We start from the raw sequence: 26,263 nt of genomic DNA on the forward strand, positions 1-26,263 counted from the left end.
GGGCTGCGCAGCAGCCCTGAAAACCCAAGGGGCTGCTGCGCAGCCCAACGCGGGACAAGCCCGCTCGCCACAACGCTCTATCATTTCCCACAGGGTTGGGTCCAACCAGTAATGTTGCGGTTGAACATGGCCTCTGTGGGAGCTGGCGATAGCCTGCGATGAGGCCCCCACAGGCTTGCGCTTGCGGATGGCCTCACGGCAACAGCACCTCCCCCGCCTGCAGCCCCTCGACTTCAACCCCCTGCACCAGCGCCTCGCCAACCACCACTGCCACCTGGCTTTCCACGTGCCCTGGGCCTGCCCGATACAGCACATACTGGCGCCCATCTGTCCCACTGCGCAGCGCTTGCTCCGGCACCGCCATCCCCTGTTCCTTGCGATACAACAGCACCGTCACCTGCGCACTCATACCCAGGCGCACCCCCAACGCCAAAGGGTCCGGCTGGGTGGCCAACTGCACACGCACATCGAACCACGCGCCCTGCCCTTCATCATCACGCGCCTGCAACCCCAGCGATTGCACCGTGCCTTGCAGCAACTGCCCTGGGAACCCGTCACCGGTCACCTGCACCGCCATCCCCTCGCGCACCTTGCCCAGATCGCCCTGTTCCACCGCCGCCAGCACCTGCAAACGGCCCAGCTCCACCAGGCCCAGCAAGGGCATGCCCTGGCTCACCAACTGGCCGGCCTGGACCAGGCGCTGCTGGCCTTCGGTTTCTGCCGCCGCCCGCGTTACCAGGCCCGCAAAGGGCGCCTTGACCACACGCTGTGCGCGCAACGCGGCAAGCGCGTCGTAGCGCGCCTGGGCATTGCTCAGCTCCATACCGGCGATGTGCAGGTACTCGCCTTGGCCACGGGCTTTGGTCTGTTGCAGTTCGTCTGCGGCACTGACCAGTTCCAGGCGCTGGGCGCTCACCTGCTGCTCCAGGGTATCGAGCTCCTGCCGGGCAACGATGCCGCGCGCCAGCAAACGCCGGGTATCGGCCAGCGCCGCCTCGCTGTGCTGCAAGGTGCGCCTGGCAACCGTCAGCGCACGCTGCGCGCGGGTGACCTCCGGGCCGCTCTGCCAAGCCTGCAACTCGCGCAGCGCGCGGCTGGCCTTGAGCCGCTGGGCATCGGCCTCGCGCAGCTGGATATCCAACTGCGCGGTGTCCAGCGCCAGCAGTGTCTGCCCCGCTGCCACTTGCTCACCCTCACGCACCGCAAGCACCTGCACAGTGCCTTCGAACGGGGCGGCCAGCGTGACCTGCTGCGCCGGCTGGATACGCCCCAGCACCCCCAGGCGCCGTTCGAGCAACTGCGGGTGCACCCGCAGCCAGTGGCCCTGGCTGGCAACCGGGGCACTCGCCTGCCAAGGCTGCCACAGCAGCAGGATCGCCCCCGCCAGCAGCGCCGCCAGCGCACATTGAATCAACCTAATCATTAAGCGCCACCTCCCAGCTATCGAGCGTGGTGCCCAGTGCCAGGTCGAGTTCGGCCTGGGCATTCAGGTAGCCGATCAAGGCATCGAGCTGCACGCTCTGGGCATCGCGCAGATCACCTTCAAAGCTGAGCACCTGAAAGTTGCTCGACCGCCCCAAGGCCAGTTTTTCCTGTTCGATTTCCAGCTTGCGCCGCGACAGCGCCAAGGCCCGCCCGGCAATTTCCAACTGCCGCCAGCGCACCTCGGTTTCGCGCACGCCATCGGTCACCTGGCGTTGCAGTTGTTGCAGGCTCTCGGCCATGCGCTCCTGCTGGGTCGCCAGCGACACCTCGGCGCGCACCAGTGCCTGGCGCCGGCTGAGGTCGCCAATGGGGATTTCCAGCTCCAGCCCGACGTACTGCTCCCAGTCACGCTGGCTGCCTGGGCGCTCGCGGGCCTGGCTGGCACCGGCCAGCAGCGACAGGTCCCAGCGCTGCTCATCGCGGGCCAGGCGCACGCCGATGTGGGCTTGCTGCTCGGCAATCAGCTGCATGAGGTACCCCGGTTGCAGCGCCTTGGCCTGCTGCAAGGCCTGCCCCACATCAACCTGCACGTGCTGCGCCTGCGGCCGCTCGGTAGCCAGCAATGGCGTAGCAAGGTCTAGCGCCAGGGCCTGCAACAACGCCAGGCGGCTGGCATGCAAGCGGTTGCGGCTGTCCTCCAGCGCCAGTTCCTGGCTGGCCACCTGCGCCTGGGCCTGGACGATATCGAAGGCCGGCATGCGCCCAGCGGCGATCAGCGAGCGGTTGACCTCCACCAGTTGGTTCGAGCGCTGCAAAGCATCGGTGGCGATACGCAACTGCTCCTGGGCCCGCAACAGCTCGCGGTAAAGGCCGATGGTTTGGGTGATGGTCTGCGCCACGGTGTCTTTGAGCGCCAAGCGGTTGGCCTGCTCGCTCAGTTGCGCCTGCAACAACGGCGCGCCCGCTATCGCCGGGCCAGCGCCGCGCAGCAGCGGCTGGATGACCAGCAGGTTGGCGCCATCGCGATAACGCGGCCCGGCGGCATCGGCACGGGTATGGCCATAGGCCCAGTCGAGGCTGAGCCGGGTGCCATACGGGGTCAGCAGGCTGGCTGCCGGGGTGAGGTCGGCTTGTCGATAACGGTCCTGGCGGTTGCGATTGCCCAGGTAGCGCGCCTTCAGCGCCAACTGCGGGGCGAAGCGGTCGCCGGCCACGCGCAGCTCGAACTTCTGCGCAATCCGCTCCAGGTACGCGCTGCGGATAGCGCGGTTGTCGCGCAGCGCCAAGGCCACCGCATCAGCCAGCGCCAGCTCGACCTGTGGCGCCTGTGCGGCGCGGTAGGCCCGTGCTGAAACCCCTGCCGCCTGGCTTGGCTGCGACGGCGCAAGGCTTTGTCCGGCCAGCAATGCAGGGCACACCAGCAGTAGCAGCAACCCCCGCAGCTCAGTCATCACGCAACGCCACCACCGGTTGCAGACGCGCCGCCGCCAAGGCCGGCTGCAACCCAAAAAACACGCCACTGGCCAACGCACTGCACACCCCCAGCGGTATCGACAACGGGTCCAGCTGCAACTGCCAACCGCTGGCAGCGGTAAAGCCCCAGGCCGCCAGCACCCCGAGCAAAGCCCCCAGCAGCGCCCCAGCGGCGGCCAATAGCAGCGCTTCGAGCAGGAACAACCAGGCGATATCGGCAGGCCGTGCCCCCAACGCCATGCGCACGCCGATTTCGCGCCGGCGCTCGCTGACGTTCATCAGCATCACGTTCATCACCCCCACCCCGCCCACCAGCAAGGCGATACCCCCCAGCCCGGCGAGCAGCCCAGTGAACAGCCGTGACTGGCGCGCCATGCCATCGAGCAGTTGCTGCGCCAGCAACACCTCGACCTGCATGGCCGGAATCTGCACCTGCAAGAACAACTGCAGCACCGCAGCCGCCTCCGCCATGCGTGTGTCATCAGCCGCCAAGGCCAGCACCACGCTGATCTGGCTCGATGCCGACAGCCGCCGCAGGCCCGCCAGCGGCATCAGCACTGCATCATCCACAGCCAGCGGCACCATAGGGTTGTAGCCACGCGGCGCCAGCACGCCCACCACCTCGAACAGGTAGCGCCCCAGTTGCACACGGTCACCGACCCCAGCCTGCAACTGGCTGGCAACCCCGGCCCCGAGCAGCACATGGGTACTGCGCGCATCCCGCGCAGCCAGCAAGCGCCCGTGCTGCACCTGCAAGCCCAGCACCTCGGCCAGCGCCGGCGTGCTGCCGGCCACCATGAGCGACTGGCTGGCAGCGCCGCGTCGGGCATCGGCCACGGTCATGGCCAATGGCGCCAACCCGCGCACGGCGCCTGGGGCCGCGGCAAAGCCGGTAGCCACCGGCGCACGGGCACCGCCGTCGGCAACAGGTATCAAGTTGGCGACCATCAGCTCGCTGCCCATGCCCTGAAACACCTGCCGCGCATGCTGCGCCGCGCTGTGCCCGACATCGAGCAGCGCCACCACCGCCGCGCAGCCCATGGCGATACCCAGCAACGCCAGCCACGCCCGCCGGCCGAGCTGGCGCAAGCTGGCCAGGCTTTCGCCCAGGCGCATGCGCAGGCCTGGGCCATAGCGTTCAGGCTGCATGCCCATCACTCACCCGCCCATCGCTGACCTCAATGCAGCGCTGCATGTGCCTGGCCATCTGCGGGTCGTGGGTCACCATCACCAAGGTCAACCGACGCTCGTGGTTGAGCGCCAGCAGCAGTTGCAGGATGTCATCGGCGGTGCTGCGGTCCAGGTTGCCGGTAGGTTCGTCAGCCAGCAGTAAACGCGGCTCGGTCACCAGCGCCCGAGCGATGGCCACGCGCTGGCGCTGGCCGCCGGACAACTGCGCCGGGTAATGGCGCGCCCGCGCTTGCAGGCCGACCGCAGCCAACTGCCCCTGCGCCACACGCCGCGCCGCATGCAGGCCGACGCCGCGGTAGCTCAAGGGCAGCGCCACGTTGTCCAGCGCCGACAGGCGCGGCAACAGGTTGAAGCTCTGGAACACGAAACCCAACGCCCGGTTGCGCATGATCGCCCGCTGCGCGGCACTGGCGTGGGTCATGTCCTGGCCGTCGAGCAGCAGTTGGCCCGTGCAAGGCTGGTCGAGCAGGCCGATCAGGTTCAGCAGCGTGCTCTTGCCCGACCCCGACGGGCCGACGATGGCGCAGGTCTGCCCGCAAGGGATGGCCAGCGAGACGGCATGCAGAATGGTCTGCTCGCCGTGGCGCCGGGTGATGTCTGTCAACCTGATGATGTCCGGCATCAGTCGGGGGTCTTGCCCAGGTTGGCGTCGGGCTTGCCGGTGCGGTCGGGTTCAACCTCCTCTTCGGCGTGCCCCCAGTTGTTGGCGAGCATGTCGAGCAGTGAAGTATTGAATTCGGGCCAGTCGATTTCAAAGTCGGCGCCCTGAATACTTGAATTGATTTTGTAACTGCCGATGAGCTTTGCCTCCTCGATAGGAGGGAGAGACTGGTAATACGCCAGAATCTCGCGCTGCCCAGTGTCAATCCGACCGGTGAGCTGGCGCTCGGCATCAAGTTTCTGGCAGATATCCCGAGTCCATTGGCATTCCCGCATGTTGATTTCCTTCCATGCGGCGTGACGTTCGTTGACCGTAAAGACATCGGCTTGATCGTAGACGATGGCGCTCAACTCTTCCCGGCCCAATGCCTTGAAAGGGTTATCACCTTTACCATTAACGAATGCCGTCGCCTGTTTGGCTCTTTCGAGCAAACTCGGGTCGTTCGTGTCAGGCACAAATTCGTCATAAGATTGTTTGCTGAAGTAATAACTTTGCCCGGCAATTTTTTCCCAAAGGGCCCCTGCAAGCGCCCCCAGTTCCTTGCGCGTCAGCGAGGCGTCGCGGGCTGCGGCCCTATCAACTGCAGCACTGAGTTGTTTAGCTAAAGATGAAAGCTCTGGTTCTTGCGGCGCAGGCAATGCCACCGACTCGGTGCTAGGGGTTGGGGCGTTTTCAGGAGAACGTCTGACGCTCGCGGCAGACGGCGGCGTATCGATACGGCCAGATCGAATAGATTCCATTGCACACTCGATTTCTAGAAGGGATAACTTAACTGCGCATCGCCCTTAACAAGGGTCATCTATCTTGCGCAGCACCCGGTCGGGTTCAACCTCCTCTTCGGCGTGCGCCCAGTTGTTGGCGAGCAGGTCGAGCAGTGAGGTGTTGAATTCGGGCCAGTCGATTTCGGCCCCGCTGAGTTGCATCCTGAGGTTGACGTCGTAATTACCCAGGATCTGCGCTTCCTCTATGGGAGGAAGAGCGTGCAAGTAATCAAGAATTTCGCTAACTCCCTGATCAATGCCTCCCGTGCGCTGGCGTTCGGCATGGAGTTTCTGAGTTACAGCCTGAGTCCATTTTCCGTGCCGGTCGGCCAGTTCGATTAACGCGGCACGACGCTCATTCACGGTGAACTCACCGCCTTCGTCGTAGGTAATAAAGCTCAATTGTTCATGGGAAAGGCCCGAGAACGGATTGCTGCTTTTACCGTTGGCGAAGTCAGTAGCCTGCTCGGCGCGTAGCAGAAGCTCAGGGTCTTCCGTTGACGGCCGGTAGCCGTCATGAGCAGACTTTGACAATAAATAGCTACCACCAGAAAGTCGCTCAAGAATATCTTTCGCCAACGTCGCTAGTTGATCACGCGACAATATCCGATCACGCTCTGCTGCGCGCTCCGCAGCCGCTTGAATTTGTTTAGCCAAACTTGATAGTTGATCGTGTGGCTGCTCGCTCCGCTCGTTCTCAACGATGCCAACTTCAGTGCCTTGCGATGTTCCTGCATTAGCAGAGACTATCGAGGCTTTCCTGAAACCACCACCGTGTATACCTTCTATCATTAGTTCCTCCACTTCTCACTCAGCTTACTTCGCCAAATGAATAACCTTGCGCGCGGGCAGAATGGTCTGCTCGCCGTGGCGACGGGTGATGTCTATGAACCTGATGGTGTCCGGCATCAGTCGAGAGTCTTGCCCAGGTTGGCGTCGGGCTCGCCGGTAGGGTCGGGCTCAACCTCCTCTTCGGCGTGCCCCCAGTTGTTGGCGAGCAGGTCGAGCAGTGAGGTGTTGAATTCGGGCCAGTCGATTTCGGCCCCGCTGAGTTGCATCCTGAGGTTGACGTCGTAATTACCCAGGATCTGCGCTTCTTCTATGGGAGGAAGAGCGTGCAAGTAATCAAGAATTTCGCCAATTCCCCGATCAATGCCTCCCGTGCGCTGGCGTTCGGCATCCATTTTCTGTGTCATCTGCAGAGTCCATTCACTGTCCCGCTTATTGACCTCCTTCCATGCGGCATGACGCTCGTTAACCGTAAACACATCGGCTTGGTCGTAGACAATGGCACTCAACTCTTCACGGCCCAACGACTTGAACGGATTTTCACCTTTCCCATTAACGAATGCCGTCGCCTGTTTAGCTCTTTCGAGCAAACTTGGGTCGTCGGTGTCGGGCACAAAATCGTCATGCGACTGCTTGCTGAAGTAATAACTCTGCCCGGCGATTTTTTCCCAAAGGGACTCTCCAAGCGCCCCCAACTCCTTGCGTGTAAGCGAGGCGTCGCGGGCTGCAGCCCTATCAACTGCAGCACTAAGTTGTTTAGCTAAAGATGAAAGCTCTGGTTCTTGCGGCGCAGGCAATGCCACCGGCTCGGTGCTAGTGGTTGTGGCGTTTTCAGGGGAGCGCCTGACGCTCGTGGCAGAAGGCGGCACATCGATACGGCCAGATCGAATAGATTCCATTGCACACTCGATTTCTAGAAGAGATAACTTAACTGCGCGTCACCTTTAACAAGGGTCATCTATCTTGCGCAGCACCCATTGAGGGTTCTGACGGGCTGTAAGCAGCAGAATCTTCTGCACCACCCCATTTATTAATAAGAAAATCGGCGAGCGTATTACTGAACGCCTGCTGTTGACTTTCATATCCACCTATCTGCGTCAAGATATCCGCCTCATAGTTACCGTACTGGGCAACTTCGATAGGTGGTAATGAGTTATAAAAATCAAGAACTTCACTGAGGCCTTTGTCATTCCGACCGGTCTGCCGCCACTCGGCATCTAGCTTGGCGATCGTCTCTCGGGCCCACGCGTTATGCTGCGCAGTCCTCTCGCTGCGTGCCGCTCGACGTTCATTGACGGTAAACGCACCACTTTCATCGTAGGTAATCAGGCTCAACTGTTCGCGGCTCAGGCCTTTGAACGGATTTTCGCCCTTCCCCATGGCAAATGCGTTGGCTTGCCGAGCGCGCTCTAACAACATCGGGTCATCTGAATCCGGCAACTGGGTGTTGTAGAAATCCTTGGCCAGGCTGTATGCCTCTCCCATTAATTTTCCGAGGACATCCAGTGCGAAGTCCGCGAGCTCGCTTCGAGTAAGCGATGCATCACGAGCCGCTGCGCGCTCAGCGGCAGCGCTCAGTTGCTGGGCAAGGCTCGATAATGAGGTTTGGTCCTTTTCAGCCGGTAGAAGCGCCTCGTCAGCTTGTTCTAGACTGTCGCTGCCAACACGCCGCAATGTTGCTGGTGGCGAAGTAACGGGGTTAAAGCCGCCGGTACGAATGTTCTCCATCAACTTATCTCCTGAGTGTGCAACCCACCCGTTGCGCACCGCCTTACATCAGGCGTCACGCAGCGGGTGAAGGCTGGGTAAAGGGTTACTTCATCGTGAACTCAACGGCCCAGGAATAGTCCGCTCCCGTGCGCGTGATGGTTGCGCTGCAGGTCGCACCACCGCTGGGATTCGCCGACTTGGTCCACTCGGGTTTCTTGATCCCCCCGGCAAGGGTGCGCATCTGATAGATGGTCCCGAAAGCGCAGGTTTTGCTGCCGATCGTGTAGCGCAACTGGGCGGAATTGACGTCGGGACTGATTACACGTTTAACCCGTGCAAAGGTCTCGGCTCCTGGATCAACGCTTTGGTCAGGCTTAGGGTCAGCAATCTGGAATGTGCTGCTTTCGTTTGTCGTGGAAAGCTTGAGAACAGCACGCTGACTCCCCAGATTCTTGAACGTCACCTCAACCGGCGGCCCTGCGTGAACCACCCCCGCCATCAGCACTGTCACCAGCGCTGCCACACTTTTCGACATTTTCTTCATCGACTATTCCTCTGTCTGTTGAGGACTCAAATGTGCAGCCGCCTGCCTCCATGCGTGGCCAACTGCCCCCCACCGATTGACGATGAGGGTGAGCCCTTTCGTGCCGTCGCTCCGAAATGGAGCACGTACCGCCCTTCAAGAGTACGTTCGGCGCAACTACTTTAGCCAATTTCTTGGCGTCAAAAAATAAACATTACGTTTATTTTCGGGGTGCGCCATCAGACCGTTCGTACAAAAATTGACGATTTCTGAAAAATTTTTTTACATGATGGCAATCCACTACCCCGCCTCGTTTTCACCCTTTACAGCCGGGGACAAGACCGCGGCGTGCCATCAAAGTGAAAGTATCCATTGCTGAATAAATATTTAGAAATCTTTCATCTGAGCTGAATCGGGTCAGGAACTTCTTCTACGACCAATCGCTCATAGCACCCGTAACGAGTTTCAAGCGTGCAACGTGAGAGATGACTTACAGATGACAACCGGCGGGCATCCACTGCCCGTAACGGAAACTAAGGCAGGCGTAACGGGAAACCCCGAATGGCCTGCCTGCGAAGCAGAGAGGCGTTCCTACTAATCGTCCTAGTGGTTGATTTCAAAAGGTTTTTTTCCAATTGAAAGAACAAGCACAGCAGCGCGCAAAGTTCGAGCTGCAATAACGACGGCTGCATTTCAGGGCACGCCTTTCAATAACGGCCTTTGACTGCCAACTTTGAGTGCATAACTTTTTGCGCTCCGGATTTATTCATGCCTGCGCTCGGTGAAGTGTGCATTCGCCATGGCACCGTGCGCCCGAAAACTGCTGGTTAATCTACCCGGTCGGCTCTTGCGAGCAAGGGCTGGCGAGATAAACACACGAGGTGAATGCGATGCGTATCAGCATCTTTGGTTTGGGTTATGTAGGTGCAGTCTGTGCAGGTTGCCTGTCGGCACGTGGCCACGAAGTGATTGGTGTGGACGTCTCGCGCACCAAGATCGACCTGATCAACCAGGGCAAGTCGCCCATCGTCGAACCGGGCCTGGAAGAACTGCTGCAACAGGGCCTGGCCAACGGCCGCCTGCGTGGCACCACCGACTTCGCCGAAGCCATCCGCGCCAGTGACGTGTCGATGATCTGCGTCGGTACCCCAAGCAAGAAAAACGGCGACCTGGGCCTTGAGTACATCGAGTCGGTGTGTCGCGAAATCGGCTACGTGCTGCGCGACACCACCCGCCGCCACACCATCGTGGTGCGCAGCACCGTGCTGCCGGGCACCGTCAAGAACGTGGTCATCCCAATCCTTGAAGACTGCTCGGGCAAAAAAGCCGGCGTCGACTTCGGCGTTGCGGTCAACCCTGAGTTCCTGCGTGAAAGCACCGCGATCAAGGACTACGACCAGCCACCGATGACCGTCATCGGCGAACTGGACAGCGCCAGCGGCGACGTGCTCCAGGCCCTGTACGAAGAACTCGACGCCCCGGTGATCCGCAAGCCCATCGAAGTCGCCGAGATGATCAAGTACACCTGCAACGTGTGGCACGCCACCAAGGTGACCTTCGCCAACGAAATCGGCAACATCGCCAAGGCCGTCGGCGTCGATGGCCGCGAAGTAATGGATGTGGTCTGCCAGGACAAAGTGCTCAACCTGTCGCAGTACTACATGCGCCCAGGCTTCGCCTTCGGCGGCTCGTGCCTGCCCAAGGACGTACGCGCCCTGACCTACCGCGCAGCCAGCCTGGACGTCAAGGCGCCGCTGCTCGACTCGCTGATGCGCAGTAACGAGTCCCAGGTCCAGAACGCCTTCGACATCATCGAAAGCCACGAAAAACGCAAGGTCGCCCTGCTGGGCCTGTCGTTCAAGGCCGGCACCGACGACCTGCGCGAAAGCCCGCTGGTGGAGCTTGCCGAGCGCCTGATCGGCAAAGGCTACGAGCTGAACATCTATGACCAGAACGTCGAGTACGCCCGCGTTCACGGCGCCAACAAAGAGTACATCGAGTCGAAGATCCCGCACGTCTCGTCGCTGCTCAATTCCAACTTCGAACAGGTGGTAGGCGAGGCCGACATCATCGTCCTGGGCAACCGTGACGAGCAGTTCCGCGCCCTCGCCCAACAGGCGCCGGCCGGCAAGCAGGTGATCGACTTGGTTGGCTTCATGACCAAGCCAACCTGCGCCACCAGCGGCACCGAAGGCATCTGCTGGTAACCCCGGTCGGGCGGCGCGTCGTTCGGCGCGCTGCCCTCCCCACCAAGAATTCTTCACGGATGCCGAACATGCAAAGGTTCCAGACAGTGCTGCTGCATTGCGCCGGATGGCTGGCCTACATGAGCCTGCTCATGCTGATCGCCCTGGCCCTGCCCAGCGACATCTTCGACTCGCAGTCGAAGCACTTCATCTTCCTGGTCGGCGCTGTCGGCATCTGGCGCTATTCCATGGGCGCCACCCATTTCATCCGCGGCATGATCTTTCTGTACATCGTCTACCCCTACCTGCGCCGCAAAGTGCAGAAGCTGGGCAAGGCCGCGGACCCCTCGCATGTCTTCCTGATGGTCACCAGCTTTCGCATCGACGCGCTGACCACCGCGCAGGTGTACAGCTCGGTCATTCGCGAAGCCATCGACTGCGGCTACCCGACCACCGTGGTCTGCTCGCTGGTCGAGATGAGCGACGAACTGCTGATCAAGAGCCTGTGGGCCAAGTACAACCCACCGGACCACGTCACCCTGGACTTCGTGCGCATCGCCGGTACCGGCAAGCGCGACGGCCTGGCGTATGGCTTCCGCGCCATCTCGCGGATGATGCCCGATGAAAACGCCGTGGCTGCGGTGATCGATGGCGACACCGTGCTGGCCCCGGGCGTGGTGCGCAAGACCGTGCCGTGGTTCAAGCTCTACCCCAACGTCGGTGGCCTGACCACCAACGAATTCTGCGAAGTGCGTGGCGGCTACATCATGAGCGAGTGGCACAAGCTGCGCTTCGCCCAGCGCCACATCAACATGTGCTCGATGGCCCTGAGCAAACGCGTGCTGACCATGACCGGGCGCATGTCGATGTTCCGCGCAACCGTGGTCACCGACCCCGAGTTCATCGCTGATGTCGAAAGCGACTCGCTGATGCACTGGCGCCTGGGCCGCTTCAAGTTCCTCACCGGCGACGACAAATCGAGCTGGTTCAGCCTGATGCGCCTTGGCTACGACACCTTCTACGTGCCGGACGCCGCCATCAACACGGTCGAGCACCCGCCCGAGAAGAGCTTCATCAAGGCCAGCCGCAAACTGATGTACCGCTGGTACGGCAACAACCTGCGGCAGAACTCCCGCGCACTGGGCCTGGGCCTCAAGCGCCTGGGGCTGTTCACCAGCATCGTCTTGTTCGACCAGCGCGTGTCGATGTGGACCAGCCTGCTGGGCCTGACCGTGGCGCTGATCGCAAGCTTCAAGTTCGGCATGGGCTTTTTGCTGGTGTACCTGCTGTGGATCGGCATCACCCGCCTGATCCTCACCATCATGCTGCTGTGCTCTGGCCACAGCATCGGGCCGGCCTACCCGCTGATTCTCTATTACAACCAGATCGTCGGCGCCCTGATGAAGATCTACGTGTTCTTCCGCCTCGACAAGCAGTCCTGGACCCGCCAGCCCACTGCCCTGAAACGTGACCTCGAAAGCTTTCAACAATGGTTCAACACCTGGTCCTCGCGGACTATGACCTTCTCGGCCGCGAGCATCTTCGTCGCCGTGCTGTTCATGGTCGTGTGAGCCAAACCCGGATCGGATAACAGGAACGAAATCGCCATGAATACCGCCGTGAACGTCAATGTCGTGCATGAGTCCGAAGCGCAGCGCCAGCACGCCCGGGTTCGTATCCCCGCCAAACTGCGCTACCGGGACAGCAACAACGAGCCGCACGAGGTCAAGGTCGACGATCTGTCCGCAGGCGGCCTGTCCTTCCACGCGCCCAAGCCGCTGCCGGCCAACGAGGTGATCCGCGGCCGCCTGCAGTTCGTGGTCGACAACCTTGGCCTGTCGATGGATGTGGATATTCTGGTGCGCACCAGCAACACGCAAACCGGCCGTGTCGGCGCCGAGTTCCAGAACCTCGAGCCGCGCGACATCGCCACCCTGCGCCACATCATCACCACCCACCTGTCCGGTGAGCTGATCAGTGTTGGTGACGTGCTCAGCACCCTGCAGCGCGACAACTTCACCAAGGCGCGCAAGCAGCGCGACAGTGGCTCGGGCCTGAGCGCCTTCGGCCGCCTGCGCGCTGTCACCGTCACCGCCGGGGTATTCGCGGTCGGCCTGCTGGCATTCGGTTTCGTGGCCAAGTCGCTGTACGGCCTGTACTTCGTCAGCCACGCCGAAGCCGGTGTGGTAGCAGTACCAACCACCAACGTCACCATGCCGCGTGACGGCAGCGTGCAGAGCCTGGTCGAAAACGGCGCAAGCGTCGCCAAAGGCGCGCCGCTGGCCACCTTCAACACCAGCATGCTGGACATGCTCAAAGGCCACCTGGACGACGCGCAACTGGAGCCGGCCAAGGTTGAGGAACTGTTCGGCAAGCAGCTGTCCGGCACCCTCACCAGCCCGTGCGACTGCGTGGTTTCGCGCCAGTACGTCGATGATGGCCAGTACGCAAGCAAAGGCCAGCCAGTGTTCGCCCTGGTGCCACGCACCACCATCCCGACCGTGCAGGCACGCTTCAGCTACCGCCAGTTCGATGAAGTCAAACCGGGCACCCGCGTCAACTTCCAGGTGGCGGGCGAAGACAGCGTGCGCACCGGCCACATCGTCGGCAGCGAAAGCCTGGACACCGACAACCTGGCGTCGGACATCCGCGTGCAGATCAAGCCTGACGAGAGCCTGCCATCGGAACTGGCCGGCCGCCCGGTCTCGGTCAACAGCGACCGTGGCCCGTCGCTGGATTGGCTGATCGACAAGGCCGTGGCCCGCGGGCTGTAAGAGGACCGATTGATGATCGCCAATAACAGCAATCGCGGGCCAAGCCCGCTGCCACGGGCGGTTTCGCTGCTGGCCCTGGCCATCACCCTGGCCGGCTGTGCCGGCCTGCCAGACCAGCGCCTGGCCAATGAGGCGCTCAAGCGTGGCGACACCGCCACTGCCGAGCGCAACTACAAGGCCCTGGCCGACCTGGGTTACAGCGATGCGCAAGTGGGCCTGGCCGACATCAAAGTGGCTACCCGCGACCCCGCCAAGCTGAAGGAAGCCGAGGCCACCTACCGCGCCGCCGCTGCCACCTCGCCGCGCGCCCAGGCCCGCCTTGGCCGCCTGCTGGTGGCCAAGCCCGACAGCACCCAGGCCGAGCGCGAAGAAGCCGAAACGCTGCTCAAGCTGGCCGCGCAACGGGGTGAAAGCAACACGCTGATCCCACTGGCGATGCTCTACCTGCAATACCCGCAGAGCTTCCCCAACATCAACGCGCAGCAGCAGATCGACCAATGGCGCGCCGCCGGCAACCCCGAAGCGGGCCTGGCCCAGGTGCTGCTGTACCGCACCCAGGGCACCTACGACCAACACCTGGGCGAAGTCGAAAGCATCTGCAAGGCAGCGCTGGCCAGCACCGACATCTGCTACGTCGAGCTTGCCACCGTCTACCAGAAGCGCGCCCAGCCCGACCAGCAGGCAGCGCTGATCAGCCAGCTGAAGTCGGCCTATGCCCGTGGCACCGTGCCAGGCAGCCGGGTCGACAGCGTCGCCCGCGTACTGGCCGACCGCAGCCTTGGCCAGACCGACGAAAAAACCGCTAAAGAGCTGCTGGAAAAAGTCGCCCCGGCCAACCCGGCCTCGTGGGTGAGCCTTGCGCAGTTGCTGTATGACTTCCCGGAGCTGGGCGACACCGACCAGCTGATGGCCTACATCGACAAGGGCCGCGAGGCCGAACAGCCACGCGCCGAACTGCTGCTGGGCCGCCTGTACTACGAAGGCCGCACCCTGCCCGCGGACGCGCCCAAGGCCGAACAGCACCTGCAAGCCGCCGCCCAGGCCGGCGAAGTCAGCGCCGACTACTACCTGGGCCAGCTGTACCGCCGTGGCTACCTGGGCAAGGTCGAGCCGCAAAAAGCCGTCGACCACCTGCTGGCTGCCGCCCGTGGCGGCCAGAACAGCGCCGACTACGCCCTCGCCCAGCTGTTCAGCGAAGGCCACGGCATTCGCCCGGCGCCTACCAACGCCTGGGTATTCGCGCAGCTGTCCCAGGCCAACCCGACGCCGCAGTCCACCGAACTTGCCCAGCAGCTCGACCAGCAGCTCACGCCTGACCAGCTCGGCCAGGCCCGGCAGTTGCTGGCACAGGAACAAAAGGCCCGCGCCAGCCTGTTCCAGGGCGCCAACAGCACCCTGGCCCTCGAGGCCCTGCAAGACGACGAAAAAGACGTAGACGCCGAGGACTCGCTATGACGCTCAATCCCTTCGTGAAAGCCGGCATTGGCCTGAGCTTCGCGCTGCTGTGGTCGATGCCGACCCTGGCTGCTGAAACTGCGCAGAAAAACTTCGGCCTGGACGTGAAGATTACCGGCCAATCCGAAGACGACCGCGACCTGGGCACCCGCCCTGGCGGCGACGTCAACGGCCTGGGCCTTGACCTGCGCCCGTGGGTGTACGGCGAGCGCGGCAACTGGAGCGCCTTCGCCATGGGCCAGGCAGTGACCGCCACCGACACCATCGAAACCGACACCCTGCGCCAGAACGACGATGGCACCACCACCGACACCGCCGCCAACGGCCGCGAGCAGGACAAAAGCTACCTGGCCATGCGCGAGTTCTGGGTCGGCTACAGCGGCCTGACCGCCTACCCCGGCGAGCAACTGCGCCTGGGCCGCCAACGCCTGCGCAGCGACGACGGCATGTGGCGCGACACCAACATCGAAGCGCTGAACTGGACCTTCGACACCACCCTGCTCAAGGCCGACCTGGGCGTGGCCCAGCGCTTCAGCGAGTACCGCACCGACCTGACCGAGCTGGCCCCGCAAGACAAGGACCGCACCCACGTCTACGGCAACGTCGCGGCGCAGTGGACCCCTGGCCACTGGGTCGGCGTACGCGCCCACCATACCCATGACAGCGGCAGCCTGAAGAACCCCGGCGAAAGCGTCGATGCGCTGGACAAGACGCGCACCGGCGACCTCACCTGGCTGGGCCTTGAGGCCAACAGCGACGCCTATAACTGGCGCAACGACCACACCGTCAACTACTGGGGCAGCGTGACCTGGCTGACCGGCGACCGTGACCGCCTGCGCAGCGACACCGTGGGCAACCAGCAGATCGCCCGCGACACGCAAAGCGGCGACGTCAACGCCTGGGCCACCGACCTCGGGGTGCGCCTGCGCCTGGACCCGCAGTGGCAAGTCGGCGCGGCCTACGCCCGGGGCAGCGGCGGTGGCGGCGATGACGGTTCGAACAACTTCGAGCAGACCGGCCTTGAGAGCAACCGCTCCAACTACACCGGCACCCGCTCGCGCGTGCACCGCTTCGGCGAGGCATTCCGCGGTGAGCTGGGCAACCTGCAGGCCGCCACGCTGTTTGCCAGCTGGCAACTGCGCGACGACTACGACGCAAGCTTCATCTATCACAAGTTCTGGCGCGTGGATGACAAGCAGAACATCGGCTCCAGCGGCATCAATGCCGTGGTCGATGACGGCGGCGTGAACCGCCCGCTGATCAACGGCGAGAAAGACCTCGGCCAGGAAATGGACGTAGTGGTCACCAAGTACTTCAAGCAAGGCCTGCTGCCGGCCTCGCTGAGCCAGTCGATCGACGAGCCGTCGGCGCTGGTACGCCTGCGCGCCGGTGTGTTCAAGCCAGGCGATGCCTATGGCAAAGAAGCCGACTCGTACATGCACCGCGCCTTCGTCGACGTGATCTGGCGCTTCTAAGGCCGGGAGAGGACCGATATGAACCTGCACCCGAACCTTCGCCACAGCCTTCTGGCCAGCGCCCTGCTGCTGGCCAGCAGCGTGGTCGCCGCAGCCGAGCCTGCGGTGATCGCCAAAGAGCTGCAACAGGCCAAGACCTACACCGTGGCCAGCGCCCCCATCGAGCCGCTGCACCTGGACCCGCCCAAGCTGCCCGACCTCAGCGGCTACACCGCCCAGGCCGTGGAACAGAAAATCGACCGCCGCCACAAGGGCAAGGTCAGCGTGCGCCGCATGCTGCAGGAAGATTCGCTCAAGGAGTTCATTGGCGGTGACAATAAGGGCGCCGAGTGGGTCCGCCGCCAACACGGCATTCCGCAGGCGATCTTCATCGACGACGGCCATGTCGACCTGGTCGAACTGAGCAAGAAAGTGCCCGCCCAGTACCTGCGTGAAACCGCACCGGGCGTCTACCTGGCGCGCCTGCCGATCGTGGTCGGCGCAAAAGGCGTGCTGGAAGTGGACGGCAAGGTCAAGGAACTGCGCCTGTCCGAAGAAGGCGGCGCGTTCATCGTCAACGACGGCAAGCTGTTCGTGCGCGACACCAAAGTCACCGGCTGGCGCGAGCAGGCCAACGGCCCGGCCACCTTCCGCAAGCCTGACCAGTTCCGCCCGTTCCTGCTCAGCTGGGGCGGCACCGAGACCTACATCGTCAACAGCAAGATGGCCAGCTTCGGCTATTCCAAGTCCAAGTCGTACGGTGTGAGCATTTCGCAGTACACCCCGAACATGGCCAAGCAGATGGGCCGCCCGGAACCCACCGGCTGGATCATCGGCTCTGAGTTCAGCGACATGTGGTACGGCTTCTACTGCTACGAAACCAGCGACTTCGTGGTCAAGGACAACACCTACCGCGACAACATCGTCTACGGCATCGACCCGCACGACCGCTCGCACCGCCTGATCATCGCCGGCAACACCGTGCACGGCACCAAAAAGAAGCACGGCATCATCATTTCGCGCGAGGTCAACGACAGCTGGATCATCAACAACAAGAGCTATGACAACAAGCTCTCGGGCGTGGTGATCGACCGCAACAGCGTCAACAACCTGATTGCCTACAACGAGATCTACCGCAACCACACCGACGGCATCACCTTGTACGAAAGCGGCGACAACCTGATCTGGGGCAACAAGCTGATCAACAACCGCCGCCACGGCATCCGCGTGCGCAACAGCGTGAACATTCGCCTGTACGAAAACATCGCCATGGCCAATGGCTTGGTGGGTGTCTACGGGCACATCAAGGATTTGTCCGACACTGACCGCGACATCGCCCTGGACCCGTTCGACGCCAAGGTGTCGCTGATCGTGGTGGGCGGCGAGCTTGCGGCCAACGGTTCCGGCCCGTTGTCGATCGACTCGCCGCTGTCGGTGGAGCTGTACAAGGTGTCGATGCTGATGCCGCGCAAGTCCAGCGGCATCACCCTCAACGGCGTGCTTGGCGACCGCCAGGACGAAATCCTCGACCTGCTGGTGCGCCAGCAAAAGGCTGTGCTGATCGACCCGGTCGAACGCCAGACCGAAATGATCGACTAAGGAAGCCCAGACCATGACCCCACATCTGATGAAATTGCTGGGCCTGTCCGCCGCACTGCTGGCCATCAGCCAGGGCGTGCGCGCCGAAGACGTCCAGGCCCCGACCTTCAGCGCCGAGCCGTGCTGCCAACTGTGCCCAGAGGCCCATGACGCCAGCCGCTACACCACCCGCTACCAGCAGAACTTCACCACGCTGGTGCAGGCCCAGGGCGACTGGCTGTTCCGTACCCGCGAAGACCTGCGCACCGAGTTCGACACCACGCCAATGGGCTACAAGCGCCTGCAGCAGGTACACGATGCGTTCAAGAAACGCGGCGTGGAACTGGTGGTGGTGTACCAGCCGACCCGAGGCCTGGTGAACCGCAACATGCTCAACCCGCAGGAGAAAGCGGCCTTCAACTACCAGAAGGCGCTGCACAACTACCAAGCCATGCTCGCCCGCTTCAGCAAGATGGGCTACAACGTGCCGGACCTGTCGCCGCTGACCAACGAGCAGCTGGCCGCCGCCGACCAGGGCAAGGATTTCTACTTCCGTGGCGACCAACACTGGACGCCGTACGGCGCCGAGCGCGCCGCCAAGATCGTGGCCGACACCGTGCATAAGATGCCGGCCTTCGAAGGCATCCCGCGCAAGGAATTCGAGACCAAGAAATCCGGGCGCATGGGCAAGACCGGCACCCTGCACAACGTCGCCGGCCAGCTGTGCAACACCAGCTATGCGGTGCAGTACATGGACCAGTTCGCCACCGAGCCCAAGGGCGCAGCGGGTGACGACGACCTGTTCGGCGACAGCGGCAACGCGCAGATCACCCTGGTGGGCACCAGCCACAGCGGCAAGAACTACAACTTCTCGGGCTTTCTTGAGCAGTACATCGGCGCCGACGTACTCAACGTCGCCTTCCCAGGTGGCGGCCTCGAAGGCTCGATGATCCAGTACCTGGGCAGCGAAGAATTCCGCAGCAACCCGCCGAAGATCCTGATCTGGGAGTTCTCGCCCCTGTACCGCCTGGACCAGGAAACCATCTGGCGGCAGATCCTTGGCCTGCTGGACGACGGTTGCGACGACCGCCCGGCACAGATGAGCGCCAGCGCCACCCTCAAGCCTGGCACCAACGCGCTGCTGGTCAACGGCAAGAACGGCGTGATCAAGGACCTGACCAACCGCAACCACCAGATCGACATCAAGTTCGAAGACACCTCGGTGAAAGTGCTGCAGGCCACCTTGTGGTACCTGAACGGCCGTCACGAGGACATCAAGATCGAGAAGCCCGAAACCTCCGATACCGACGGCCGCTTTGTGTTCCAGATGCGTGAAGACGAAGACTGGGCCGGCCAGAACCTGCTGGCGCTGGAGGTGCAAGGGCCGGAAAGCGGGACCCAGAAAGTCGAAGCCAAATTGTGCAAACGCAACAACTTTGCCAGCGCCGCGCAACGTACCGCGCACGCCGGCCAGTGAGGCGAAAATGACATCATTCAGCCGCAAGACCGCCCCCACCCTGCTCGCCCTGGCCCTGTTCGGCTCGGCCGCGCAGGCAGCGCTAGTGCCACCACAGGGCTACTACGCGGGGATCGACAAGCCCAAGACCGGCGAAGGCAACTTCACCTGTGAAGCACCGCCCAAGCCCTACACCGGCCCGCTGCAGTTTCGCAGCAAGTACGAAGGCTCCGACAAGGCCCGCGCCACCCTCAACGTGGCGTCGGAAAAAGCCTTCCATGACTCCACCGCCGACATCACCACGCTTGAGCGTGGCATCAGCAAGATGGTCGGCCAGTACATGCGCGACGGCCGCCCCGCGCAGCTCGACTGCGTGCTGACCTGGCTCGATACCTGGGCCCGCGCCGACGCGCTGGAGTCCACCGATTTCAACCACACCGGCAAGTCCATGCGCAAATGGGCGCTGGGCAGCATGAGTGGTTCGTGGCTGCGCCTGAAGTTCTCCAACGCCCGGCCACTGGCCGCGCACCAGGCCCAAGCGCAGGAAATCGAACGCTGGCTGGCGCAACTGGCCGAGCAGACCGTGCGCGACTGGAGCGACTTGCCGCTCGAGAAAATCAACAACCACAGCTACTGGGCAGCCTGGTCGGTGATGGCCACCGCCGTCGCCACCGACCGCCGCGACCTGTTCGACTGGGCCGTGAAGGAATACAAGGTTGGCGCCAACCAGATCGACGACCAGGGCTTCCTGCCCAACGAACTCAAGCGCCGCCAGCGCGCCCTGGCCTATCACAACTACGCCCTGCCGCCGCTTTCGATGATCGCAAGCTTTGCCCAGGCCAACGGCGTGGACCTGCGCGCCGAGAACAACTTTGCCCTGCAGCGCCTGGGTGAAGGGGTATTGGCTGGCGCTCGCGACCCGATCCACTTCGTCAAGCGCACCGGCCAGAAGCAGGACATGAAAGACCTGAAGGTGGAAAGCAAGTACGCCTGGCTCGAGCCGTGGTGCGCGCTGTACCACTGCGTCGGCGACAGCCTTGAGCGCAAGCATGAAATGCAGCCGTTCAACAGCTTCCGCCTGGGCGGTGATGTAACGCGGGTCTACGACCCGAACGCAGAACACAAGAAATAGCAAACCCTTGCAGGAGCGGGCTTGCCACGCGATGAGGCCCTGAAGGCCAGTGGCGCCCGGCATTGCCGACGCCGTCGCGGGGCAAGCCCGCTCCTACAAGGTATTAGGTTGCTCCCCGGTCCAGGCTGGGGGGTTTGGGGGGCGCTTTGCCCCAGGTGCTGTGCATAACTAGGAGAACCGGGATGGTCTTCTCGTCCAACGTGTTCCTGTTCCTGTTCCTGCCGGTTTTCCTCGGCTTGTACTACATAAGCGGAAACCGCTACCGCAACCTGCTGCTGCTGGTTGCCAGCTACATTTTCTACGCCTGGTGGCGCGTGGACTTCCTTGCCCTGTTCGCAGGCGTCACCCTGTGGAACTACTGGATCGGCCTGAAGGTGGGCGCCGCCGGCGTACGCACCAAGCCCGCGCAGCGCTGGCTGTTGCTGGGCGTTGGCGTCGACCTGTGCATCCTGGGCTACTTCAAGTACGCCAATTTTGGCGTCGACAGCCTCAACGCGATCATGACTTCGTTCGGCCTTGAGCCGTTCATCCTGACCCACGTGCTGCTGCCGATCGGTATCTCGTTCTATATCTTCGAGTCGATCAGCTACATCATCGACGTCTACCGCGGTGATACCCCGGCCACGCGCAACCTGATCGACTTCGCAGCATTCGTGGCAATCTTCCCGCACCTGATCGCCGGCCCCGTGCTGCGCTTCAAGGACCTGGTCGACCAGTTCAACAACCGCACCCACACCCTGGACAAGTTCTCCGAAGGCTGCACCCGCTTCATGCAGGGTTTCATCAAGAAAGTGTTCATCGCCGACACCCTGGCGGTGGTTGCCGACCACTGCTTCGCCCTGGAAAACCCAACCACCGGCGACGCCTGGCTCGGTGCGCTGGCCTACACCGCGCAGCTGTACTTCGACTTCTCCGGCTACAGCGACATGGCCATCGGCCTGGGCCTGATGATGGGCTTCCGCTTCATGGAAAACTTCAAGCAGCCCTACATCAGCCAGTCGATCACCGAGTTCTGGCGCCGCTGGCACATCAGCCTGTCGACCTGGCTGCGCGACTACCTGTACATCACCCTGGGCGGCAACCGCAAAGGCACCTTCAACACCTACCGCAACCTGTTCCTGACCATGCTGCTGGGCGGGCTGTGGCACGGCGCCAACTTCACCTACATCATCTGGGGCGCCTGGCACGGCATGTGGCTGGCAATCGAGCGAGCGCTGGGCCTGGACACCAACCCGCAGCGTTTCAACCCGGTGAAGTGGGCCTTTACCTTCCTGCTGGTGGTGGTCGGCTGGGTGATCTTCCGCGCCGAAAACCTGCATGTGGCCGCTCGCATGTACGGCGCCATGTTCAGCTTCGGCGAGTGGCAGCTGTCCGAGCTCAACCGCGCCCAGCTCACCGGGCTGCAAGTGGCCACCTTGGTGGTTGCCTACCTGACCCTGGCGTTCTTCGGCCTGCGCGACTTCTACCGCAACGCAGCCCCGGCCCAGGCGCCGCGTACCCCGGTGCAGGTCAATGCCGACGGTTCGGTCGGCATGGACTGGACCCGGGTCATGACCCGCGCCCTGGTGCTGCTGCTGTTCGTCGCCTCGGTGCTCAAGCTCTCGGCGCAGAGCTACTCACCGTTCCTCTACTTCCAGTTCTGAGGCCCCGATCATGAACCGGACACTTCGTATCACTTATTCGCTGTCGTTCATGGGCCTGCTGGTTGGCCTGGGCGCATGGTCGCTTGGCGGGCTGGAAAGCTTCAACCGCACCGAGCAGATGACCGTGCTCAACGGCAAGCTGGCCAAGGCCGCCGAAACCCACTACGACGAGCAGTTCCCGATCAAGCGCCTGGGCACCAACCTTTGGGCCGCGCTGGACTACAAGCTGTTCAATGAAGGCCGCCCTGGCGTGGTGCTGGGCCGCGAGCAGTGGCTGTTCACCGACGAGGAGTTCAACCCCGCTGCCGACGCCGAGCAACAGATGCAGGACAACCTGGCATTGGTGCGCGGTGTGCGCGACACCTTGCAGCGCCAAGGCGTGCAACTGGTGCTGGCGATCGTGCCGGCCAAGGCGCGGCTGTATGCCGAGTACATCGGCAAGGAAACCCCGGCCAGCCTGCACGACGACCTGTTCAACCGCTTCCACGCCCAGGCCCGCCAGGCCAACGTGCTGGCCCCAGACCTGCTGGCGCCGCTGGAACAGGCCAAGGCCCGTGGCCAGGTGTTCCTGCGTACCGACACGCACTGGACGCCGCTGGGCGCCGAGGTGGTGGCCCAGGCCGTCGCCGAGACGGTCAAGCGCCAGCAACTGCTCGACGCGGAGCCGCAGACCTTCATCACCGAAGCCGGCGCCAGCGCGCCGTACAAAGGCGACCTGACCAACTTCCTGCCCCTGGACCCGCTGTTCAGCAACCTGCTGCCAAGCCCGGACAACCTGCAACAGCGCAGCACTCGGCCCGCCGATGCTGAAGGCCAGGGCGGCGGCGATGCCCTGTTTGCCGACACGCAGATCCCGGTGGCGCTGGTGGGCACCAGCTACAGCGCCAACCCGCACTGGAACTTCCTCGGCGCGCTGCAGCAAGCGCTGCACAGCGACGTCGCCAACTACGCCGAAGACGGCCACGGCCCGCTGCTGCCAATGCTCAAGTACCTGCAAAGCGATGCCTTCAAGAACGCCCCGCCACAGGTTGTGGTGTGGGAATTCCCCGAACGCTATCTGCCGATGAAAAACGACCTCAGCAGCTTCGATCCGCAGTGGATCGCGCAGCTGAAAAACTCCCGCAAATCCGAAGAAAACCTGGCCTTGTCGTCCAACCGGACGAACCACTGATAGAGAGGAACACGCACATGACTACTAAAACCACCATTGCCAAAGCCCTCACCCTCGCAGCCGGCCTTTCCCTGGCTTCGATGCAGGCCTTCGCCGGCGCCGATGCTGCCCTGTACGGCCCAAGCGCACCGAAAGGCTCGACCTTCGTGCGCCTGTACAACGCCACCAGCGCCCCGACCGCAGCCTCGGTCGGCAACACCCAGATCAAACAGGTCGGCGCCCAGTCCAGCAGCGACTTCAGCTTCCTGCCAGGCGGCGACTACACCGCCCAGGTGGGCGGCAAGAGCGTCCCGGTGAAACTGGCTTCGGACAAGTACTACACCCTGGTCAACAACGCCGGCGGCACCCCGCAGTTGATCGAAGAGCCGCCGTTCAAGAACAAGCAGAAAGCCCTGGTACGCGTGCAGAACCTGAGCGACCAGCAACTGACCCTGAAGACTGCCGACGGCAAGACCGAAGTGGTCAAGCCAGTAGCGGCCAAGGGCCGTGGCGAACGTGAAATCAATCCGGTCAAGGTCAACCTTGCCCTGTATGCAGGCGACAAGAAAGTCGGCGACGTCAAACCCGTCGCCCTGGAGCGCGGCGAAGCAGCCGTGCTGTACGTCACCGGTTCCGGCAACAGCCTGTCGCCGGTGTGGGTAACTCGCCCCGTGGCTAGCAACTGATCCCTCTGCCTCATAACGACTATTGGAGAAACATGATGATCCCGGTAATTCTTTCTGGTGGTAGCGGTTCGCGTCTGTGGCCTTTGTCGCGCAAACAGTTCCCCAAGCAGTTCCTGGCCCTGACCGGCGAGCACACGCTGTTCCAGCAAACCATCGAGCGCCTGGTGTTCGAAGGCATGGACAGCCCGATCGTGGTCTGCAACAAGGACCACAAGTTCATCGTCCAGGAACAACTGGCCGCGTTGAACCTGGACACCCAGGCGATCCTGATGGAGCCGTTCGGGCGCAACACCGCACCCGCCGTGGCGATGACCGCCATGAAGCTGGTCAACGAAGGCCGTGACGAGCTGATGCTGGTGCTGCCGGCCGACCACGTGATCGAGGACCAGAAGGCCCTGCAACGCGCCCTGGCCCTGGCCACCGTGGCCGCCGAGCGCGGCGAGATGGTGCTGTTCGGTGTGCCGGCGACCAAGCCTGAGACCGGCTACGGCTACATCCGCTCCAGCCAGGACGCCCTGCTGCCTGAAGGCGTGGCGCGGGTTGCGCAGTTCGTCGAGAAACCCGACGAGAAGCGCGCCAACGAGTTCGTCCGCGCTGGCGGCTACTTCTGGAACAGCGGCATGTTCCTGTTCCGCGCCAGCCGCTTCCTCGAAGAGCTGAAAAAGCACGACCCGGACATCTACGACACCTGCCTGCTGGCCCTTGAGCGCAGCGATGAAGAGGCCGATGTGCTGAGCATCGACGAAGCCACCTTCGCCTGCTGCCCGGACAATTCCATCGACTACGCAGTCATGGAAAAGACCCAGCGCGCCTGCGTGGTGCCGCTGTCGGCGGGCTGGAGCGACGTGGGCTGTTGGTCGTCGCTGTGGGAAGTGCAGGAAAAAGACGACAACGGCAACGTCACCAAGGGTGATGTGGTGGTGCAGGACAGCCACAACTGCATGATCCACGGCAACGGCAAGCTGGTGTCGGTGATCGGCCTTGAGAACATCGTGGTGGTCGAAACCAAGGACGCCATGATGATCGCCCACAAAGACAAGGTTCAGGGCGTCAAGCAGATGGTCAACACCCTTGACCAACAGGGCCGCAGCGAAACCCAGAACCACCTTGAGGTGTACCGCCCGTGGGGCTCGTACGACTCGGTGGACATGGGCGGGCGTTTCCAGGTCAAGCACATCACGGTAAAACCCGGTGCTGCGCTGTCGCTGCAGATGCACCACCACCGCGCCGAGCACTGGATCGTGGTATCCGGCACCGCCGAGGTAACCTGCGACGAGAACGTGTTCCTGCTGACCGAAAACCAGTCCACCTACATTCCGATTGCTTCGGTGCACCGCCTGCGCAACCCAGGCAAGATCCCGCTGGAGATCATCGAAGTGCAGTCCGGCAGCTACCTGGGCGAGGATGACATCGAGCGCTTCGAGGATGTCTATGGGCGTACGTCCACGCCGGTCGAGCGCGGCGTTTCGGTGAAAACCATCGCGCAATAAAGCAGCTGCAAGGTTCTAGCTGCAAGCTGCAAGAAAAAGCGGGGCAGTGGTGGGTCGAAGGTTTTCGATTCAACACTGCCCCGCTTTTTCTTGTGGCTTGCAGCTAAAACCTAGCGGCTCCAAGATGAAGAGCCCCCTTCACCGAGGCCTGAATCACCATGATCATCGGCGCATTGCTCATCCTCACCTGGCTGGTCCTGCTGCTGCGCTATCCGGGCAAGGCCCTGCCGATCTCGCTGGCGGCGGTGTGCGGCCTGGGGTTGGTGGCGCTGGGGGTGGCCTGGCAGGACAGCCGCGAGGCGGCGCAACTGGCGCGCCTGGATATTCGCCTGAGTTATGCGCCCGAGCAGTGCCCTGCCGACCGCGCGCTGCTGGTACGCATGAAAAACGGTAACAAGGTGCCACTGACCGAGTTGCGCTGGCGGGTCGCGGCCTATGCGCCGGGCGACACCGTGAACCTTGCCGAGAACACCTACAATGCCCCGCGCTACCGCGGGCCTGGCGAACTGCAGGCGGGCAGCGAGTGGCACGACTGCCTGCCGCTGCCGCCGCTACGCTCGGGGTATCGGGCGCAGACGCTGGAGTTTCGTGCCGAGCACCTGCAAGGTACATTTGCCAACTAATTCGGCCCTGTCGCGGGGCAAGCCCGCTCCCACGGATGTCCGGGCGTGGCCCCGGTAGGAGCGGCCTTGTGTCGCGATGGGCTGCGAAGCAGCCCCGGCGATT

22 protein-coding genes are annotated in these 26,263 nt (G+C 62.9%); 13 read left to right on the forward strand and 9 right to left on the reverse strand.

The window, feature by feature from the left end:
* Positions 1-193 precede the first annotated feature (193 nt).
* The 9 genes from HU720_RS18365 to HU720_RS18405 form a co-directional block, all read right to left on the reverse strand.
* Positions 194-1,423 carry an HlyD family efflux transporter periplasmic adaptor subunit gene (locus HU720_RS18365; RefSeq protein ID WP_186521450.1) on the reverse strand — a complete coding sequence of 410 codons (1,230 nt, stop codon included), beginning with the start codon at positions 1,421-1,423 and terminating at the stop codon, positions 194-196.
* Positions 1,416-2,876 carry a TolC family protein gene (locus HU720_RS18370; RefSeq protein ID WP_186521452.1) on the reverse strand — a complete coding sequence of 487 codons (1,461 nt, stop codon included), beginning with the start codon at positions 2,874-2,876 and terminating at the stop codon, positions 1,416-1,418. Before HU720_RS18370 ends, HU720_RS18365 begins: the two co-directional genes overlap by 8 nt.
* Positions 2,869-4,047, reverse strand: coding sequence for an ABC transporter permease (locus tag HU720_RS18375; protein WP_202883583.1), 1,179 nt, complete (start codon positions 4,045-4,047; stop codon positions 2,869-2,871). The genes HU720_RS18370 and HU720_RS18375 overlap by 8 nt, the downstream gene beginning before the upstream one ends.
* The gene (locus HU720_RS18380) at positions 4,037-4,711 is read right to left on the reverse strand and encodes an ABC transporter ATP-binding protein (protein ID WP_186521455.1); all 675 of its coding nucleotides are present in this window, start codon (positions 4,709-4,711) and stop codon (positions 4,037-4,039) included. The genes HU720_RS18375 and HU720_RS18380 overlap by 11 nt, the downstream gene beginning before the upstream one ends.
* On the reverse strand, positions 4,711-5,490 hold the full coding sequence (locus tag HU720_RS18385) for a hypothetical protein (protein ID WP_186521457.1): 780 nt from the start codon (positions 5,488-5,490) through the stop codon (positions 4,711-4,713). The genes HU720_RS18380 and HU720_RS18385 overlap by 1 nt, the downstream gene beginning before the upstream one ends.
* 45 nt (positions 5,491-5,535) lie before the next feature.
* Positions 5,536-6,303, reverse strand: a complete 768-nt coding sequence (locus tag HU720_RS18390) for a hypothetical protein (protein WP_186521459.1) — start codon at positions 6,301-6,303, stop codon at positions 5,536-5,538.
* Positions 6,304-6,419: 116 nt separating this feature from the next.
* On the reverse strand, positions 6,420-7,199 hold the full coding sequence (locus HU720_RS18395; RefSeq protein WP_186521461.1) for a hypothetical protein: 780 nt from the start codon (positions 7,197-7,199) through the stop codon (positions 6,420-6,422).
* Positions 7,200-7,254: 55 nt separating this feature from the next.
* Positions 7,255-8,028, reverse strand: a complete 774-nt coding sequence (locus tag HU720_RS18400) for a hypothetical protein (RefSeq protein WP_186521463.1) — start codon at positions 8,026-8,028, stop codon at positions 7,255-7,257.
* A gap of 85 nt (positions 8,029-8,113) precedes the next feature.
* A complete protein-coding gene (locus tag HU720_RS18405; protein WP_186521465.1) occupies positions 8,114-8,554 on the reverse strand; it encodes a hypothetical protein in 441 nt (146 codons plus the stop codon).
* Between the two features lie 869 nt (positions 8,555-9,423).
* Here HU720_RS18405 and HU720_RS18410 point away from each other — a divergent pair.
* The 13 genes from HU720_RS18410 (at position 9,424) to HU720_RS18470 (ending at position 26,160) form a co-directional block, all read left to right on the forward strand.
* A complete protein-coding gene (locus tag HU720_RS18410) occupies positions 9,424-10,740 on the forward strand; it encodes a UDP-glucose/GDP-mannose dehydrogenase family protein (protein WP_186521467.1) in 1,317 nt (438 codons plus the stop codon).
* Between the two features lie 68 nt (positions 10,741-10,808).
* Complete coding sequence (alg8, locus tag HU720_RS18415) at positions 10,809-12,290, forward strand: mannuronan synthase (protein WP_186521469.1); 1,482 nt, start codon at positions 10,809-10,811, stop codon at positions 12,288-12,290.
* 36 nt (positions 12,291-12,326) lie between these two features.
* Positions 12,327-13,493 carry an alginate biosynthesis protein Alg44 gene (locus tag HU720_RS18420; protein WP_186521478.1) on the forward strand — a complete coding sequence of 389 codons (1,167 nt, stop codon included), beginning with the start codon at positions 12,327-12,329 and terminating at the stop codon, positions 13,491-13,493.
* Positions 13,494-13,505: 12 nt separating this feature from the next.
* Positions 13,506-14,948, forward strand: coding sequence for an alginate biosynthesis TPR repeat lipoprotein AlgK (gene algK / locus HU720_RS18425; RefSeq protein ID WP_186521480.1), 1,443 nt, complete (start codon positions 13,506-13,508; stop codon positions 14,946-14,948).
* Positions 14,945-16,423 carry an alginate export family protein gene (locus HU720_RS18430; protein WP_186521482.1) on the forward strand — a complete coding sequence of 493 codons (1,479 nt, stop codon included), beginning with the start codon at positions 14,945-14,947 and terminating at the stop codon, positions 16,421-16,423. Before algK ends, HU720_RS18430 begins: the two co-directional genes overlap by 4 nt.
* Positions 16,424-16,441: 18 nt before the next feature.
* Entirely contained in the window at positions 16,442-18,001 is a 1,560-nt protein-coding gene (gene algG, locus HU720_RS18435; protein WP_186521484.1) for a mannuronan 5-epimerase AlgG, read from the forward strand.
* A gap of 13 nt (positions 18,002-18,014) precedes the next feature.
* Positions 18,015-19,457: an alginate O-acetyltransferase gene (locus HU720_RS18440; RefSeq protein ID WP_186521486.1), complete on the forward strand. Its 1,443-nt coding sequence runs from the start codon at positions 18,015-18,017 to the stop codon at positions 19,455-19,457.
* 7 nt (positions 19,458-19,464) lie between these two features.
* The gene (locus HU720_RS18445) at positions 19,465-20,568 is read left to right on the forward strand and encodes a mannuronate-specific alginate lyase (RefSeq protein WP_186521488.1); all 1,104 of its coding nucleotides are present in this window, start codon (positions 19,465-19,467) and stop codon (positions 20,566-20,568) included.
* A gap of 182 nt (positions 20,569-20,750) precedes the next feature.
* Complete coding sequence (locus HU720_RS18450) at positions 20,751-22,211, forward strand: MBOAT family protein (protein WP_186521490.1); 1,461 nt, start codon at positions 20,751-20,753, stop codon at positions 22,209-22,211.
* A 10-nt stretch (positions 22,212-22,221) separates the two neighbouring features.
* On the forward strand, positions 22,222-23,382 hold the full coding sequence (locus HU720_RS18455) for an alginate O-acetyltransferase (protein WP_186521492.1): 1,161 nt from the start codon (positions 22,222-22,224) through the stop codon (positions 23,380-23,382).
* Positions 23,383-23,399: 17 nt separating this feature from the next.
* Complete coding sequence (locus HU720_RS18460; RefSeq protein ID WP_186521494.1) at positions 23,400-24,047, forward strand: alginate O-acetyltransferase AlgF; 648 nt, start codon at positions 23,400-23,402, stop codon at positions 24,045-24,047.
* 35 nt (positions 24,048-24,082) lie between these two features.
* Complete coding sequence (locus tag HU720_RS18465; RefSeq protein ID WP_186521498.1) at positions 24,083-25,537, forward strand: mannose-1-phosphate guanylyltransferase/mannose-6-phosphate isomerase; 1,455 nt, start codon at positions 24,083-24,085, stop codon at positions 25,535-25,537.
* 158 nt (positions 25,538-25,695) lie between these two features.
* Positions 25,696-26,160: a multidrug transporter gene (locus HU720_RS18470; RefSeq protein WP_186521496.1), complete on the forward strand. Its 465-nt coding sequence runs from the start codon at positions 25,696-25,698 to the stop codon at positions 26,158-26,160.
* Positions 26,161-26,263: the final 103 nt, after the last annotated feature.

Source organism: Pseudomonas sp. SWRI51 (assembly GCF_014268825.1).
Lineage (GTDB): Bacteria > Pseudomonadota > Gammaproteobacteria > Pseudomonadales > Pseudomonadaceae > Aquipseudomonas > Aquipseudomonas farsensis.